This window comes from Pseudomonas sp. RL (assembly GCF_000647775.1).
In the GTDB taxonomy this organism is placed as follows: Bacteria; Pseudomonadota; Gammaproteobacteria; order Pseudomonadales; family Pseudomonadaceae; genus Serpens; species Serpens flexibilis.
In genome coordinates this window covers 20,823-37,460 of sequence record NZ_JBOY01000053.1, presented here as the reverse complement: position 1 = coordinate 37,460, position 16,638 = coordinate 20,823, and the positions used below count along the sequence as shown (strand labels likewise).

The 16,638-nt window shown below is 66.8% G+C and carries 13 protein-coding genes; 7 read left to right on the top strand and 6 right to left on the bottom strand.

Going from position 1 to position 16,638, the window contains the following annotated elements; genetic code table 11:
- Nucleotides 1-3: 3 nt before the first annotated feature.
- Complete coding sequence (locus tag AS93_RS0109590) at nt 4-2,757, top strand: response regulator (RefSeq protein ID WP_027590410.1); 2,754 nt, start codon at nt 4-6, stop codon at nt 2,755-2,757.
- Nucleotides 2,758-2,823: 66 nt separating this feature from the next.
- Here the strand turns inward: AS93_RS0109590 and AS93_RS0109585 are convergent, their stop codons facing one another.
- Nucleotides 2,824-4,482, bottom strand: a complete 1,659-nt coding sequence (locus tag AS93_RS0109585) for a cation acetate symporter (RefSeq protein ID WP_027590409.1) — start codon at nt 4,480-4,482, stop codon at nt 2,824-2,826.
- Complete coding sequence (locus tag AS93_RS0109580) at nt 4,479-4,790, bottom strand: DUF485 domain-containing protein (protein WP_027590408.1); 312 nt, start codon at nt 4,788-4,790, stop codon at nt 4,479-4,481. Before AS93_RS0109580 ends, AS93_RS0109585 begins: the two co-directional genes overlap by 4 nt.
- Before the next feature lie 273 nt (nt 4,791-5,063).
- On the opposite strand from AS93_RS0109580, the gene AS93_RS0109570 reads away from it, so the two are divergent.
- The 3 genes from AS93_RS0109570 (at nt 5,064) to AS93_RS0109560 (ending at nt 7,858) form a co-directional block, all read left to right on the top strand.
- On the top strand, nt 5,064-5,282 hold the full coding sequence (locus AS93_RS0109570; protein ID WP_027590407.1) for a DUF2061 domain-containing protein: 219 nt from the start codon (nt 5,064-5,066) through the stop codon (nt 5,280-5,282).
- 69 nt (nt 5,283-5,351) lie between these two features.
- Nucleotides 5,352-6,899, top strand: a complete 1,548-nt coding sequence (locus tag AS93_RS19105; RefSeq protein WP_051587426.1) for a beta (1-6) glucans synthase — start codon at nt 5,352-5,354, stop codon at nt 6,897-6,899.
- 122 nt (nt 6,900-7,021) lie between these two features.
- The gene (locus tag AS93_RS0109560; RefSeq protein WP_027590406.1) at nt 7,022-7,858 is read left to right on the top strand and encodes a DMT family transporter; all 837 of its coding nucleotides are present in this window, start codon (nt 7,022-7,024) and stop codon (nt 7,856-7,858) included.
- A gap of 157 nt (nt 7,859-8,015) precedes the next feature.
- Here the strand turns inward: AS93_RS0109560 and pdxH are convergent, their stop codons facing one another.
- From pdxH to AS93_RS0109540, 4 genes are all read right to left on the bottom strand, one after another.
- Complete coding sequence (gene pdxH, locus AS93_RS0109555) at nt 8,016-8,663, bottom strand: pyridoxamine 5'-phosphate oxidase (RefSeq protein ID WP_027590405.1); 648 nt, start codon at nt 8,661-8,663, stop codon at nt 8,016-8,018.
- Between the two features lie 49 nt (nt 8,664-8,712).
- Nucleotides 8,713-9,306 (bottom strand): OmpA family protein, encoded by a 594-nt coding sequence (locus tag AS93_RS0109550; protein WP_051587425.1) that lies wholly within the window; start codon nt 9,304-9,306, stop codon nt 8,713-8,715.
- 174 nt (nt 9,307-9,480) lie between these two features.
- Nucleotides 9,481-10,629: an EstA family serine hydrolase gene (locus AS93_RS0109545; protein WP_027590403.1), complete on the bottom strand. Its 1,149-nt coding sequence runs from the start codon at nt 10,627-10,629 to the stop codon at nt 9,481-9,483.
- Nucleotides 10,630-10,757: 128 nt separating this feature from the next.
- The gene (locus tag AS93_RS0109540) at nt 10,758-13,043 is read right to left on the bottom strand and encodes a beta-agarase (RefSeq protein WP_037008859.1); all 2,286 of its coding nucleotides are present in this window, start codon (nt 13,041-13,043) and stop codon (nt 10,758-10,760) included.
- A 172-nt stretch (nt 13,044-13,215) separates the two neighbouring features.
- On the opposite strand from AS93_RS0109540, the gene AS93_RS0109535 reads away from it, so the two are divergent.
- The 3 genes from AS93_RS0109535 (at nt 13,216) to AS93_RS0109525 (ending at nt 16,607) form a co-directional block, all read left to right on the top strand.
- Entirely contained in the window at nt 13,216-14,598 is a 1,383-nt protein-coding gene (locus AS93_RS0109535) for an adenylate/guanylate cyclase domain-containing protein (RefSeq protein WP_051587429.1), read from the top strand.
- Nucleotides 14,599-14,664: 66 nt separating this feature from the next.
- Nucleotides 14,665-15,954 carry a M18 family aminopeptidase gene (locus tag AS93_RS0109530; protein WP_027590400.1) on the top strand — a complete coding sequence of 430 codons (1,290 nt, stop codon included), beginning with the start codon at nt 14,665-14,667 and terminating at the stop codon, nt 15,952-15,954.
- Nucleotides 15,954-16,607: an HAD family hydrolase gene (locus tag AS93_RS0109525; protein ID WP_027590399.1), complete on the top strand. Its 654-nt coding sequence runs from the start codon at nt 15,954-15,956 to the stop codon at nt 16,605-16,607. Before AS93_RS0109530 ends, AS93_RS0109525 begins: the two co-directional genes overlap by 1 nt.
- Nucleotides 16,608-16,638 lie beyond the last annotated feature (31 nt).

Below are 16,638 nucleotides of genomic sequence, written 5' to 3'. Positions count from 1 at the left end.
AGTGTGTTAAGCCAACTCGGCATCAAGGGTCGCGTCCTATTGCTGACCCTCTTGCCCACCAGCCTGCTGGCCTTGCTGCTGGGTATCTACTTCACCTCGATGCAACTGGCGGACCTGCAGTCACAGTTGCTGCAACGCGGTCAGATGGTCGCCGAGCACCTTGCACCGCTCACCGCGCCAGCGCTGCCCAACAGCGATCCCGCACTGCTGCAGCGCATCGCCAGCAAGGCGCTCGAACAGCCCGACGTGCGTGCGGTGACGCTGTATGACCAGGACGGTCAGATGCGCGCCCATGCCGGGCCGAACATGCTGCCGCAGACCCGTCCCGTCCGCCGAACCGATCAGCCGCAACGGCTGACCGACCGGGATACCACGCGCTTCATCCAGCCGATCCTTATCAGCCACCTGACCCTTGGCGAGGCCGCTGCCACTGACGACCGGCCGCTGGGCTGGATCGAGCTGGAAATTTCCCACCAGGGCACCCTGCTGCGCGGCTACCGCAGCCTGTTCGCCAGCCTGATGCTGATCGGCGCCTGCCTGGGGGTGGCCGCGCTGCTGGCCCTGCGCATGAGCCGGGCGATCAACGTGCCGCTGACGATCATCCAGAAGGGCGTGGCGCGCCTGAAGGACGGCGATCTGCAGACCCGCCTGCCGGACCTGGGCAGCCGCGAGATGGACCAGTTGGCCGCCGGCATCAACCGCATGGCCGCTGCCCTGCAGAATGCCCAGGAGGAGCTCCAGCACAGCATCGAGCAGGCCACCGAGGACGTGCGCCAGAACCTGGAAACCATCGAGATCCAGAACATCGAGCTGGACCTGGCGCGCAAGGAGGCGCTGGAGGCCAGTCGCATCAAGTCGGAGTTCCTGGCCAACATGAGCCACGAGATCCGCACACCGCTCAACGGCATCCTCGGCTTCACCAAGCTGCTGCTGCGCAACGAACTGACCCCGCGCCAGCGCGACTACCTGCAGACCATCCAGAAGTCCGCCAACAACCTGCTGGGCATCATCAACGAGATCCTCGACTTCTCGAAGATCGAGGCCGGCAAGCTGGTGCTGGAGAACGCACCGTTCAACCTGCGCGACCTGCTGCAGGACACCCTGACCATGCTGGCCCCGGAAGCGCATGGCAAGCAGCTGGAACTGGTCTGCCTGATCTACCGCGATACACCGCAGTCGCTGGTCGGCGATTCGCTGCGCCTCAAGCAGGTACTCACCAACCTGGTGAGCAACGCCATCAAGTTCACCCACCAGGGCACCGTGGCCGTGCGCGCCATGGTGGAGGACGAAGACGACGAACGCGCACAGCTGCGCATCAGCGTCAGTGACACCGGCATCGGCCTGTCGGAGGACGATCTGCGCCAGCTGTTCCATGCCTTCAGCCAGGCCGACAACTCCATCAGCCGCCAGGCCGGCGGCACCGGCCTGGGCCTGGTGATCTCCAAGCGCCTGGTCGAGCAGATGGGCGGCGAGATCGGCGTGGAAAGCGTGCCGGGCCAGGGTTCGGACTTCTGGATCAGCATCAGCCTGCCCAAGGCCGAGCCGCTGGACGAGGAAACCTGCGAAGACCTGCGCGGCCTGCGCGTCGCGCTGCTGGATGGCCACGACCTGGCTCGCCAGGCGCTGCGTCATCAACTGGAAGACGCCGGTCTCGAGGTACTCGAGTACGCCAACCCCGGCGAGCTGCTGGAGGCGGTGGCCAACTCCCCGGATGCCCGCCCGATCGAGCTGACGGTGCTGAGCATCGACAGCCGCAGCCTGCCGCCGGAACGGCTGGGACAGTACCTGCACGAGCTGGAAGCCCAGGGCTGCAAGGCGCTCATCCTCTGCCCGACCACGGACCAGATGCTCTACAACCAGGAGCTCGGCGACGAACATCAGCAACTGCTCAGCAAGCCGATCTGCACGCGCCAGCTGCATAACGGCCTGTGGGAGCTGCGCGGCGGCCGTCCGGCGAGCCGCAACGAATCTCCTGCTCCACTGGCGGGCCAGTCGCGTCCGCCGCGCCTGCTGTGCGTGGATGACAACCCGGCCAACCTGCTGCTGGTGGAAACCCTGCTCGCCGACCTGGGGGCAGAGGTCACCGCGGTGGACAGCGGCTTCGCCGCCGTCGAGCAGGTGCGCCGGCACAGCTTCGACCTGATCTTCATGGACGTGCAGATGCCCGGCATGGATGGCCTGAAGGCCACCGAGGTGATCCGCGCCTGGGAAACCGAGCAGGCCCGGGCACAGACGCCCATCGTCGCCCTTACCGCCCACGCCCTGGCCAACGAACGGCGCGCCCTGCTGCAGGGCGGCATGGACGATTACCTGACCAAGCCGATCAACGAGCACCAGCTCAGCCAGGTGGTGCTCAAGTGGACCGGTCTGAGCCTGCGCGGCGGTCAGCCGGTACGTCCGAGCGAGCCGGCGGGCGAACCCGGCAGCGGCCTGCCGGTACTGGACTCCGAGGAAGGCCTGCGCCTGGCCGCCGGCAAGGCTGACCTGGCGGCCGACATGCTGGCCATGCTGCTGGATTCGCTGAACGCCGACCGTCAGGCCATCCTGATCGCCTGGGAGCGCTGGGACCGCGAGGCGCTGATCGAGCGCATCCACCGCCTGCATGGCGCCACCCGTTACTGCGGCGTGCCCCAGCTGCGTGCCGCCTGCCAACGCTGCGAAACCCTGCTCAAGCAGGACGCGCCGGAGGCACACGAAGCGCTGGAAGTGCTCGACGAAGCCATCCAGCGTCTGTCGCGGACGGCGGTGACGGCCTGACGCTCATCCATTCCGGAAACGAAAAAGGCAGCCTCGCGGCTGCCTTTTTCATTGGTGGGACAGGGATCAGTGCGCGACAGCGCCGCTGGCACCGAGGCCGGTCTGCGAGCGGATGAACTGCGGCAGGAAGCGCGCGCGCTCCTCGCTGGCGGCCTGGGACTTGTCGGTGACCGAGAAGAACCAGGTGGTGGCGAAGGCGACGATCATCGAGAACAGCGCCGGGTACTCGTAGGGGAAGATCGCCTGGGCGTTGCCCAGGATGCTCACCCACACGGTCGGGCTGAGGATGGTCAGCACCACCGCGGTACCCAGGCCGAGGATCCCGCCGAACAGCGCGCCGCGGGTGGTCAGGCCCTTCCAGTACATGGAGAGGAACAGCACCGGGAAGTTGCAGCTGGCGGCGATCGAGAAGGCCAGGCCGACCATGAAGGCGATGTTCTGCTTCTCGAAGGCGATACCCAGCAGGATGGCGACCACACCCAGGGCCAGGGTGGTGATCTTGGTGACCTTCAGCTCGTCCTGCTCGCGGGCCTTGCCCTTCTTGATGACGCAGGCGTACAGGTCATGGGACACCGCCGAGGCACCGGCCAGGGTCAGACCGGCCACCACGGCCAGGATGGTGGCGAACGCCACGGCCGAGATGAAGCCCAGGAACAGGTTGCCACCCACGGCGCTGGCCAGGTGTACAGCGACCATGTTGTTACCGCCGACGATGGCGCCCGAGGCGTCCTTGAACTCCGGATTGGTGCCCACCAGCAGGATGGCGCCGAAGCCGATGATGAAGGTCAGGATGTAGAAGTAGCCAATGAAGCCAGTGGCGTAGAACACCGACTTGCGGGCTTCCTTGGCGTCCGCCACGGTGAAGAAGCGCATCAGGATGTGCGGCAGGCCGGCGGTGCCGAACATCAGCGCCAGGCCCAGCGAGATCGCGGAGATCGGGTCGCTGACCAGACCGCCGGGGCTCATGATCGACTCGCCCTTGGCGTGCACGCTGATCGCTTCGGAGAACAGGCGGCCGAAGTCGAAGCCGACGTGCTTCATCACCATGATGGCCATGAAGGTGGCGCCGGAGAGCAGCAGGATCGCCTTGATGATCTGCACCCAGGTGGTGGCCAGCATGCCGCCGAACAGCACGTACATGACCATCAGCACCCCGACCAGCACCACGGCGACCAGGTAGTCCAGGCCGAACAGCAGCTGGATCAGCTTGCCGGCGCCGACCATCTGGGCGATCAGGTAGAAGGCCACCACGGTCAGCGAGCCGAAGGCGGAGAGGATGCGGATCTGGGTTTGGCCGAGGCGGTAGGAAGCCACGTCGGAGAACGTGAACTTGCCCAGGTTGCGCAGGCGCTCGGCGATCATGAACAGGATGATCGGCCAGCCCACCAGGAAGCCGATCGAGTAGATCAGGCCGTCATAGCCGGAGGCGAACACCAGGGCGGAAATACCCAGGAACGAGGCGGCGGACATGTAGTCGCCGGCGATCGCCATGCCGTTCTGGAAACCGGTGATGCTGCCACCGGCGGTGTAGTAGTCGGAGGTCGAGGTGTTGCGCTTGGCGGCCCACTTGGTGATGCCCATGGTGGCTGCGATGAACACCAGGAACATGACGATGGCCGTGTAGTTGGTGGCCTGCTTGACCACTTCGCCTTCCAGGGCACCGGCCGCCCACAGGCTGGGGGCGACGAACAGCAGGGCGGCACCTGCCAGGAGACGGGACATCATTGCTGCGCCTCCTCGATGATTTCCGCGGTCAGGTCGTCAAACTCGCCGTTGGCGCGCTTGACGTAGATGCCGGTCAGGATGAAGGCGGAGAAGATCAGGCCCAGACCTGCGGGGATGCCCCAGGTGATGGACGAGTCGGCGCTGATGCGCGTGCCGAACAGCTGGGGATCGAATGCGATCACCAGGATGTAAGCCACGTAGAGGCCGAGCATGATGGCGGACAGGGTCCAGGCGAAGCGACCGCGACGGGCCACCAGTTCTTTGAAGCGCGGACTTTGTTCAATCCGCTGGGTTACAACGTCGTACATCTTGTTCTTGTCCTAAAAGCCAGGGAATTCTGGACGGGGGGCACTCTAAGCCCCTGCCCCGTCAACAAAAGTCGACATTGGTCGAATTGGCCGCCGGTCGCAAAAGGTTGCTGTGGTCGACATTTCCTGAGTTGGCCTGCCCGAAGGCCGCGCCGTTATTCCATCGTCAAAAAGCTATCACCCCCATACAGGAGAAAAATTTTCTCAATCGACCCGTCCCCGCTAAGGTTCACGCAAACGACAACGATTCCCAACTCAATCCGGGGACTCCACATGCTCAAGACCGCTACCTTCACCGTCATGCACTTCTGCATTGCCTTCGCGGTGACCTATGTCCTGACCGGCAGCGTGGCCATCGGGGGACTGGTGGCGGCCATCGAACCCCTGTGCAACTCGGTGGGCTTCTACTTCCACGAGAAGCTCTGGGAGCGCTTCGGAAAGTCGGCCCCCGCCCCCGTTCCGGAACATGCCTGGCTGCACCATCAGGCCTGATCCGCCAAGCGGACCGGCAGGGTCGTTGGACGGCGCTAAGCTGCAAGGACGCTTCCGCCGGCCCGCCCCATGCGACCACGCCTTCACTACCTCGCCTTCCTGCTGTTTTTCGCCCTGCTGCTGAGCGCCTGCTGGGCCTGGCTCGGTCGCAGCCATCCGCTGGCCGACGCCATCGCCGACGACCAGCGTCTGCAATGCGTGTCGTACAGCCCGTTCGGCCGTGAGCAGTCGCCCTTCGACCTGCCGCTGCGTCTGGACAGCGCCCAGCTGGATGCCGATCTGGCACTGCTCGCTCAGCGCTTTTCCTGCATACGCCTCTATTCGATGAGCGGGCTGGAGGCCCTGCCGGCGCTGGCCCGCAAGCACGGCCTCACGCTCCTGCTGGGCGCCTGGGTCAATGCCGATCCACGGGATACCGAAGCCGAGATCCGCCTGCTTATCGAGACCGCCCGCGCCTACCCCGATGTGGTCCGGGCGGTGCTGGTGGGCAATGAAACCCTGCTGCGTCGTGAGGTCACCGCCGCGCAACTGGCCCGCTTGATCGAGCGGGTCCGCGACAACGTGCCGCAACCGGTCAGCTACGCGGATGTGTGGGAATTCTGGCTGCGCCACCCGGAAATCGCCCCGGCGGTGGATTTCCTTACCGTACATCTGCTGCCCTACTGGGAGGACGAACCCAAGGGCATCGACAGCGCGCTGGACGAGGCTGCCCGTGTTCACGACGAGTTTGTTCAACGTTTCGCTCCCAAGGACATCCTGATTGGCGAAACCGGCTGGCCCAGCCAGGGCCGGCAGCGGGAAACCGCCGTGCCCAGCCCACTCAACCAGGCGCGCTTCATTCGCGGCTTCGTGCAACAGGCCGAGGCCCAGGGCTGGCGCTACAACCTCATCGAAGCCTTCGATCAACCCTGGAAGCGGCGCAGCGAAGGCACCGTGGGCGGCTACTGGGGGCTGTTCGACGCCGATCGCGCCGACAAGGGGGTACTGAGCGGGCCGGTATCCAACCTGCCGGACTGGCCGGTGTGGCTCGCGCTCGCGCTGGCCCTGTACGGAGCGGCCCTGTTGCTGGCCGGGCCGGGTACGCGGCTCTGGCTGCCGCCGCTGGCGGCACTGGGTGCGGGCTGCGTGGCGTTCCAGGCGCAACAGCTCGCGGTGATCAGCCGCAGCCCGGCGGAGTGGCTGTGGGGTTCCACACTGATATGCCTCAATCTGCTGGTGCTGGCCCAGGCGGCGTTGTCAGCCACCGCACGGCGCCGAACCTGGCCATGGCTCGACGCGCCGCTGTTGCTGGCCAGCGGTTTTGCCGGCGCGGTGCTGATGCTCGGACTGGTGCTGGATGCCCGTTATCGTGGGTTTCCCTGGTACGCGCTGTTGTTTCCGGCCATCTTCTTCCTGCTGCACCCGCGCCCCATCCGCCCGCGCGAGGGGCGTTTACTGGCAGGCGTGCTGGCGCTGGGCATCCCGTTGGAGCTATGGCAGGAAGGAATCGTCAATGGCCAGGCCGTGGCCTGGGCGCTGACCTGCGCACTGCTGGCCGTGGCGCTCATGCGCGCTGCGCGGCGAGCACTGCCCGCACATAGCCCGCTTCCGAAACCCGAGCCCTGCACGAACCAGTAGGAGCGAACCTGTTCGCGAGCCGCCCGGTGTGGCCGGCCAGGTGTCGGCCTGCCTCGCGGACAGGTCCGCGCCTACCAAAAGCGCTTACCCTACCCACCCTTGCCCTATCTACCGGAGCCCCCATGACCCCACGACGCGCCCTGCTCGGGCTGCACATCGGCGCACTGGCGTTCGGCCTGACCGGCGTGTTCGGCAAACTGGCGCTCGCCGCACCGCTGGTGATCGTCTTCGGACGCGCGCTGTTCGCGGTGATCAGCCTGCTGCCGCTGGCCTGGCGGCATGCCCGGCCAGGCTGGCGCCAATTGTTGCTGCTGGCCGGTGGCGGCCTGCTGCTGGGCGGGCACTGGCTGACGTTCTTCCACGCGGTGAAGCTGTCCGGGGTAGCCGTGGCGACCCTGGGCTTCGCCAGTTTCCCGGCCTTCACCGTGTTGCTGGAAGGGCTGCTGTTCCGCGAGCGCATTCGGGGCATGGAATGGCTGACTCTGGTGCTGGTGAGCGCCGGGCTGCTGCTGGTGACCCCCCAGTTCGAACTGGCCAGCACACAGACCACCGGGCTGCTGTGGGCCGTGCTATCCGGACTGCTGTTCGCCCTGCTGTCGGTGGCCAACCGCGCCTCGGTGAAGGGCATCCACCCGTTCCAGGCGGCACTCTGGCAGAACCTGACCATCGCCCTGTGCCTGCTGCCGCTGGCGTGGCATCTGCTGCCAGCGGTGAGGCCACTGGACTGGCTGTGGCTGGGACTGCTCGGCGTGTTCTGCACGGCCATTGCCCACAGCCTGTTCGTGGCCAGCCTGAGCGTACTCAAGGCGCGCAGCGCGGCGCTGGTCTTCGCCCTGGAGCCGGTCTACGGCATCGCCGTGGCCTGGTGGCTGTTCGACGAACAGCCCACCCTGCGCATGGCGGCCGGCGGGGCGCTGATCCTACTGGCGATTGCCCTCTCCGCCCGCCAGAAGCATTAGCCACGAGGCTCGGCAGACTGCGTTTGCAGGGCGATCGGCGCCTTTCCGGCCGCCGATGAGTCGAGAACCCTGCAGCCTCGTAGGGTGGACAACGCCTTGTTTGTCCACCGTGGCGACCCACACCCGGTCGCGGCTGAAGCCCCCCCTACAAGATCTCTTACGGCGCCAGTCGTTCGCGCACCCAGGCGTCGCCGACCCTGCGGTAATTCAGGCGGTCGTGCAGTCGGCTGGGCCGACCCTGCCAGAACTCGATGCGCTCCGGTACCAGACGGTAGCCGCCCCAGTGCTCGGGGCAATGCGGTTCCTGGTCGCGGAAGCGTTCCTCGGTGTCGCGCAGCAACTGTTCCAGCTCGTGGCGCCCTGCGATCACCCGGCTCTGCGGCGAGGCCCAGGCGCCGAGACGGCTGCCCAGCGGACGCACACGGTAATAGGCATCTGACTCCTCGGCGCTGACCCGCTCGATGCGGCCTTCGATGCGCACCTGGCGTTCCAGGGTTGGCCAGAAGAAGGTCATGGCTGCGAAGGGATTGGCCCTGAGCTGCTCGCCCTTGGCGCTGTCGTAGTTGGAGAAGAAGGTGAAGCCCTGTTCGTCGAGGCCCTTGAGCAACAGCACCCGACAATGCGGGCGACCGTTGGCATCCACGGTGGCCAGGGTCATGGCGTTGGGCTCGACCGGCAGGTGCTCGGTTTCGACGGCCTGGGCGAACCAGGTGCGGAACAGGGCCAGCGGTTCGGCCGGCGCCTGTTCTTCGGTGAGACCGTCGCGAACGTATTCGCGACGCATATCGGCAAGGCTGGGGGACATGGTCGTCTCCGGAAGGTAGAAACGGCCCCCAGCTTAACCGAGACGCCGCTTACTTGGCTGCAAGCTTGGTGGCGCTGGCGCGGTAGTCGGCAGCCACGGCGGCCAGGGCCTTCTGCTCGGTCACCAGGATTTCCACGCGACGGTTCTTGGCACGGCCGTCAGCGCTGTCGTTGCTGGCCACCGGCTGGGCGCCGCCCAGACCCAGCGCCTGCAGGCGATCGTGCTTCAGACCACTCAGACGGAAGATGGATGCCACGGCGCGGGCGCGGGACTGGCTCAGCTTGGCGGCGGCTTCGGTGTTCAGGGTGTTGTCCAGGTGACCCACGATCAGCACGCCGGCTTCGGTGTTGCCACCCACCTGCTTGGCCACGGTGGTGATGGGTTTCAGGCTGGCCGGCAGCAGCATGTCGGGGCGATCGGCGTTGAAGGTGGTATCGGCCGGAGCGGTCACCACCAGCGCGTTGTCGATGCGGCTGAGGGTGAAGCTGCTGCCCGCCATTGCGGTGCGCAGGGCGGTTTCCTGGCTGTCCAGCCAGGACTGGGAGACCTCGGGACGCGCGCTGCCAGTGTTGCCCGTGGAGCTGCAACCCGCTACAGCCATGCAGAGCATCAGGGTCGCGGAGTGGATCATTTTCATATTCATGGACGGTTGCCCTAGCACAAAAGTTGATAACAGCAGTCGGTTTCAGACCGCCCGTTCATTGGCATGCCAGTGGCATTTTGCCGGCAGGCGAGGAATACGCAAGATATTGGCGCCAGCCAGCTGACGGACGGTAAGCACTTGAAAGACTGCGTAAATCGCTCGCCTATCGGCCGATCAGGCCAGACAGGCGGCTACCACCCGGGCCAACTGCTGCGCACGCGGATCCATCAGCACATAGGGTCCCAATGTATTTGTCACGAAACCGAAGCTAAGTTCCCGCTGCGGATCGGCGCAGCCGACGGAGCCGCCAGCGCCAGGGTGGCCGAAGGTACCCGGTCCGAGACCATAGGTGGCATTGGCGACGCCCGGCTGGTCGAGCATACAGCCGAGACCGAAGCGGGTGGAGGTCAGCAGGGTGCGGTCCTCACCCCGACAATGTTCACGGGTCAGCTCGGCGAGCAGCTCCGGCTCGAGCAACCGACCCTCCAGCAGGCCGGTGTAGAAGCCGGCCAGCGAGCGGGCATTGCCATGACCGTTGGCCGCTGGCTGGTGCATGCGGCGCCATTCCGGGCGGTTGGTGCTGGTCAGCACGGAAGGCGGATTGGTGAAGGCACGGGTGGTGAGCGACTGCGGCTCGCGCATGATGGTGCGCAGCAGCCGCTGGGCGGCTTCGTCTCCGACGGGTCCCTTGCCCCGGGCGATGTGGGCCACGCGGTGAAATTCGGCGTCGTCCAGGCCGATATGGAAATCCAGACCCAGCGGTTTGGCGGTGCGCGCAACGATGACCTCGCCCGGCTCGCGGCCTTCGACACGGCGCAGCAACTCGCCAACCAGCCAGCCAAAGGTGATCGGCGCGTAACCGTGGGCGGTCCCCGGCGTCCACCACGGCTCCTCGGCGGCCAGTGCCGCGCACATGGCTGGCCAGTCGTACAGCGCCTCACCCGACAGCGGAGCGCGAATGGCGGGCAGTCCGGCCTGGTGGCAGAGCAACTGGCGCACGGTGATGCGCTCCTTGCCGGCGGCGGCGAATTCCGGCCAGTAGCGGGCCACCGGAGCATCCAGTTCCAGCTTGCCCTCACCCACCAGTTGCAGGGTCGCGACGGCGGCGAAGGCCTTGGTGCAGGAAAACAGGTTGAGCAGGGTGTCCTGCTGCCACATTTCCTGGCCGTCCTTGTCCGCAGGGCCGGCCCACAGGTCCACGACCGTCTCGCCGGCGACCTGCACGCAGAGCGCCGCGCCGCGCTCACCGGGATTGTCGAACAGAGCGGCGAACGCGTCGCGAACCGCCTCGAAACGCAGGTCGAAATAGCCTTGGATCTGCACGCTCGCACTCCGGGGTATCGATTGGATGGGCGGTATTGTCGGCGCGGCGCGGCGCGTGCGGCAAGTTTGTGCGCAGCAACCCTGCAGGGCCGGCCTTAGGCGGGCCGACGGCGTATAGGGGACGGCGGTTATGGCGCCGTGCGCTCGGCCGGGGGCAGCCAGCGGCGCAGCAGGCGCAGGTTGGCGCGACGCACGGCGTCGACGAAGCCGTCGAACGGCACGTCGGTGATGGCCACCAGGCCGACATGGCCGTTCTCGCCGTCCAGCAGGCGGCCCGTCACCGGCTGGTCCAGATACTGGAACCAGTGCAGGCCGACAATCACCGGCTCCTGCAGGGCCCGCTCGAGAAAGTGTGCATAGGCGGCGCCTCGCGCGGTTTCGCCTGGCACCTCCAGCGGCCCCGGCCAGAAGGGCCCGCGATCCCGCGAGCCGAAGGAAAACTCAGCGATCAGGACCGGCCTGTTCAACGCGTGCAGCGCGGTGAAATCCTGGCCCTGCTGGGGTGCACGCGTGTAGGTGTTGAGGCTGAGGACATCGCAATAGCGCGCGCAGGCGGCCAGCGCTTCCGGCGTGGCGATGGAGAAGCGCCCGCCCAGCAGCAGGTGGTTCGGCGCATGCCAGGCCAGCGCCTCGGCGACGGTGCGGAAGTAGGTGTCGGCGTACAGCGCCAGGAAGCGCCGCAGATCGTCTTCGATGGCCGGATGGGCCGGGTCGGGCAGCGGCGCCTCGAAGCCGGGGTCCTCCATCAGCTCCCAGGCCGGCAGCTCGATGCCCCAGGCGGCCGCCAGCCCCTGCTGGTTGCGGTAGCGGTCGCGCAGCTGTTTCAGGAAGGCGCGTTTGGCCGGCACATCGGTGGTCTGGCGCAGGGTGTTGTAGGCCAGCGCGTAGCGGGCCTGGGGCGTGTCACCAGGCGCCGCCCAGGGCAGTTCGTTGTCGACGAAGTAGCCGATCAGCCACGGATCCTCGCGCCGCCCGCGCGCGGCAATGGCCACCGCGCGCTCGGCGGCCATCGCGAAACGCGGATCGAACGGGTCGGGCATGGCACCCCACCAGTCGTGGCCGGTGGGGATGCTGGCGTAGTCACCGGCAATGGACAGCGGCAGCACATAGGGCATGCGCGGCTGTTCGTGCAGCTCCGCATCGCTCCAGTTGCCCAGCGTGTTGAAGCCCCAGGCCTGCAGGCGTGCCAGGGTCTGTTCGGGCCACAGGGCGTTCACCGCCTGGGTGCGCAGGACGAGGCAGGCGGTCTCGTCGCGGCGCTCGGCGTCGGGCAGCGATTGCCGCGTCCGGCAGGGTGCACAGGGCTCGTGGCGCTCGCAGGCCTGCTCGGCCTGGGCGCGGTAGCGGTTGGCGCTGTAGAAATCGAACCAGCGACCGTGGGCGAACTGCCGCTCGCGCGTAGCCATCACACCGGTGCGGCTGTCGCCCTGGCCATAGAACAGCGCCAGCGGCTCATGGGGCGCCGGCAGCGACTGGAACATTACTTCGCGCCCCTGCACGTAGGTCTGGCTGTGCTGGCGGCTCACCGCATTGACCCCCAGCGAGAAGAACGGGTGGCCGTCCGGTGTCACCAGGTACCAGCGCTCCGCCTGTTTCTCGGTGCGGAAGAAGCCGGTGGCCTCGAAGCGCGCACCGCCGCGCAGGCCACCGAAACGATCACGCTCAGGCAACTGGCGGTTCCAGCTGTCCAGCGCCGCGCTGGCATTGTCGAGCAGACGGCGCAGCTGGCTGTCAGCGTTGATCTTGTCGCCCCAGGCGCGCCGGGTGTACTGGCCATAGCCATCGACCAGCCCCTGGTAGGCGGTCACCAGCTCATCGCTGGCGCTGACGCCGAACTGGCCGAGCAGGATGTGCTGCGGCACATCGGGATTGCGCAGGTAGACCTTGACCGCGCGCACCCGATCCAGGCTGATCTCCCCCTGCACCTGGGTGGCCACCAGCAAGCGCCGGCCGCCCTGCGACCAGGGCATAGGCGGACCGGCGCGCATGCCCCAGGCCTCCGGCGAGGTGGCCTGCAGGGGCACGGCGAGGGTCTGCGTCGGCCCGGTTGGCAGGCCGATCCGCGCCTCCAGCGCCTGGCCATCGCCACTTTCGATACGCACATGCAGGGTCAGGTCCCACTCCATCGCGTTGCGCAGGCGCAGGGTCATGGTGCGCTGGCCGGTCCAGTCCCAGACGCCGTCCTGCGGTTCGAGCGACATCGTCGGCTGCGCGGCATTGTTGAAGCTCAGGCGTCGCAGGATGGCGCCCTCCGGGGTGGTTTCCGCGGTCAGTTCCGGGAACCAGGCATCCTCGGTGGACACCTGCACCACATCCAGCGGGCGAACGAAGCTGAACAGGGTCTGTTCGTCAGCCTGCAAGAACAGGGGCAGGCCGCTCCCCACCAGCATCAGCACCCAGCGCCACCGCCGCATCGCCCGCCCTCCTTTCCTTGCGCCCGGGCCAATAGACCACGACGACCGGCAAGGGTGCGGAGGGCGGCCCAAAGGCTGGCGCGGCACGTCGCACCGCTTGGCCCCTTCCTTCCGCTTGGTTATGATCCGGCACCTGGCTTTGCAGTAGCGTACACAGGGAAACGTCGTGCCTATCAAGTCCGCCATCGTGTCCGGTTCCCGGGGAAGCCTCCTGCCCCTTCGCGACTACTACTCCCGTGTGCTCGCCTACCTCACTGTGGCCGCCACCGTCGTAACCGGCACCTATGTGCAGCACTGCCCGCAGGAAATCCTCTGGATGGTGCCCTACACCCTGCTGTACCCCCAGCTGGCCCACCTGCTGAGCCGCCCGTTCCACCGGCGCAACCCGCAACGAACCGACCAGGCGCTGCTGCTCCTGGATGCCCTGCATGCCGGCTTCGCCCTGGTGCTGCTTGGCCTGTCGGCCATCCCCGCGCTGATGATCCTGCTGATCCTCGGCTTCAGCGCCATGATCGGCGGCGGCGTGCTGTCATTCCTGATGACCCTGCTGGTAGCCGGCCTCACGGCGCTGGGCTACGCCTACCACCGGCCGCCGGAACTGCACCTGGACACCCCGCCGCTGGTGGTGCTGGTGAGCATCCTGTCCAGCGGCCTGTACATCTGCATCACCGCCTATTTCGTGCACCAGCAGAGCCTAAAGCTCTACCTGGCACGCAGCGAGATCCAGCGCGAACAGGAAAAGGCCGCGCGGCTGGCACGCAGCCTGTCCAAGTACCTGTCGCCGCAGATCTGGGAATCCATCTTCAGCGGCCGCAAGAGCGTGTGCCTGGAAACCCAGCGCAAGAAACTCACGGTGTTTTTCTCGGACATCAAGGGCTTCACCGAACTCTCCGAGGAGCTGGAGGCCGAGCAGCTCACCGACCTGCTCAACACCTACCTCAACGACATGTCAAAGATCGCCCTCAAGTACGGCGGCACCATCGACAAGTTCGTCGGCGACTGCGTGATGGTGTTCTTCGGCGACCCGACCACCGAAGGGGCGCGCAAGGATGCCGTGGCGGCGGTGTCCATGGCCATCGCCATGCGCAAGCACATGAAGGTGCTGCGCCAGCAATGGCGCGCCCAGGGCATCACCAAGCCGCTGGAAATCCGCATGGGCCTGAACACCGGTTACTGCACGGTGGGCAACTTCGGCGCGGAAACGCGCATGGACTACACCATCATCGGCCGCGAGGTGAACCTGGCCAGCCGCCTGGAGAACGCGGCGGAGATCGGCGAGATCCTCATTTCCCACGAAACCTATTCACTGGTGAAGGACGTGATCATGTGCCGCGACAAGGGACAGATCACCGTCAAGGGCTTCGCCCGGCCGATCCACATCTACCAGGTGATCGACTTCCGCCGCGACCTGGGCGCCTCGCCCAGCTTCATCGAGCACGAATTGCCCGGCTTCTCCATGTACCTGGACACCAACAGCCTGCAGCAGCTCGACAAGGAGCATGTGATCGAGGCGTTGCGCGAGGCGGCGGACAAGCTGCGCAACAAGATCATCTGAGCCTGTGCCGCGCCTCAGCCGCGGACAAATCCGATACACTGCCGCCACTGTTGTTCGGAGTCCGTCATGCGTGCTGAGCTCACCCAAGGTCTGATCGATTTCCTCAAGGCGTCACCCACCCCCTTCCATGCCACCGCCACCCTCGCCCAGCGACTCGAAGCCGCTGGCTACCAGCCGCTGGATGAACGCCAGCCCTGGCAGTGCGAGCCGGGCGGCCGCTACTACGTCACCCGCAACGATTCCTCGCTGATCGCCTTCAAAGCCGGCACCCGCAGCCCGCTGGAAGGTGGCCTGCGCCTGGTCGGCGCGCACACCGACAGCCCCTGCCTGCGCGTCAAGCCGCAGCCCGAGATGCAGCGTCACGGCTTCCTGCAACTGGGCGTGGAGGTCTACGGCGGCGCGTTGCTGGCGCCCTGGTTCGACCGCGACCTGTCGCTGGCCGGCCGCGTGACCTTCCGCCGCGACGGCCGGGTGGAAAGCCAGTTGATCGACTTCCAGGCGCCCATCGCGGTCATTCCCAACCTGGCCATCCACCTCAATCGCGAGGCCAACCAGGGCTGGGCGATCAACGCGCAGAACGAGTTGCCGCCGATCCTCGCCCAGATCGCCGGCGCCGAGCCCTACGATTTCCGCGCCCTGCTGGCCGACCAGCTGAGCCGCGAGCATGAGCTGACCGCCGACATCATCCTCGACTTCGAGCTCAGCCTGTACGACACCCAGCCCGCCGCCGTGGTGGGCCTGCATGGCGATTTCATCGCCGGCGCGCGCCTGGACAACCTGTTGTCCTGCTACGCCGGCCTACAGGCGCTGCTGGCCGCCGACGACGAGCAGAGCTGCGTGCTGGTGTGCACCGACCACGAGGAAGTGGGCTCTACCTCCTGCTGCGGCGCCGATGGCCCGTTCCTGGAACAGACCCTGCAGCGCGCCTTCGCCGCCGGCGAGGACCTGGTGCGCATCACCCAGCGCTCGCTGCTGATCTCCGCCGACAACGCCCACGGCCTGCATCCGAACTACCCGGACAAGCACGACGGCAACCACGGCCCGAAGCTCAACGCCGGCCCGGTGATCAAGGTGAACAGCAACCAGCGCTACGCCACCAGCAGCGAAACCGCCGGCTTCTTCCGCCACCTGTGCCTGGAGAACGAAGTGCCGATGCAGAGCTTCGTGACCCGCAGCGACATGGGTTGCGGCTCGACCATCGGCCCGATCACCGCCAGCCGCCTGGGCGTGCCGACGGTGGACATCGGTCTGCCGACCTTCGCCATGCACTCGATCCGCGAGCTGGCCGGCAGCCAGGATCTGGAGCATCTGGTGAAGGTGCTGACCGCCTTCTACAACAGCGCCGAGCTGGCCTGATGGCGCTGGCGATCTTCGATCTGGACGAAACCCTGATCGCCGGCAATAGCCCCAGCCTCTGGGGCCGTTACCTGGGCGCGCAGGGCTGGCTGGATCTGGAACAGTTCGTGCCGCGCGAGCAGGCGATGGTACGGCTGTATGCCGAGCGCCAGTTGACGCTGGAAGACTACCTGGCCTTCACCCTGCAACCGCTGGCCGGTCGCACGCCCGCCGAATGCCGGGCGCTGGCTGATCGATTCGCGGTCGAGGTGATCGCGCCGCTGTTCTATGCCGAGGCGCTGCAGTGCCTGGAGCGCCATCGCGAAGCCGGTGACCAGATCCTGGTGATCTCCGCCACGCAGCGCTTCCTGGTCGAAGCCATCTGCGCGCAGCTGGACATCCAGCACGCGCTGGGCACCGACATGGAGGTGATAGACGGTCGCTACACCGGCCTCACCCAGGGCATCCTCACCTACCGGGAAGGCAAGATCGCAGCGCTGCACGCCTGGAAACGCCAGCAAAGCCGGCCCGCCGAAACCTGTCACTTCTATTCGGATTCGCAGAACGACCTGCCGCTGCTCTGCGCGGTCGACGTCCCGCACGCCGTCAACCCGGATGCGACCCTGCGCGCCCACGCCGAGGCGCAGGGCTGGGACATTCTCGACTGGCGCTGACTGCGCAGGGTGGTCAACGCTATGCCTTGGC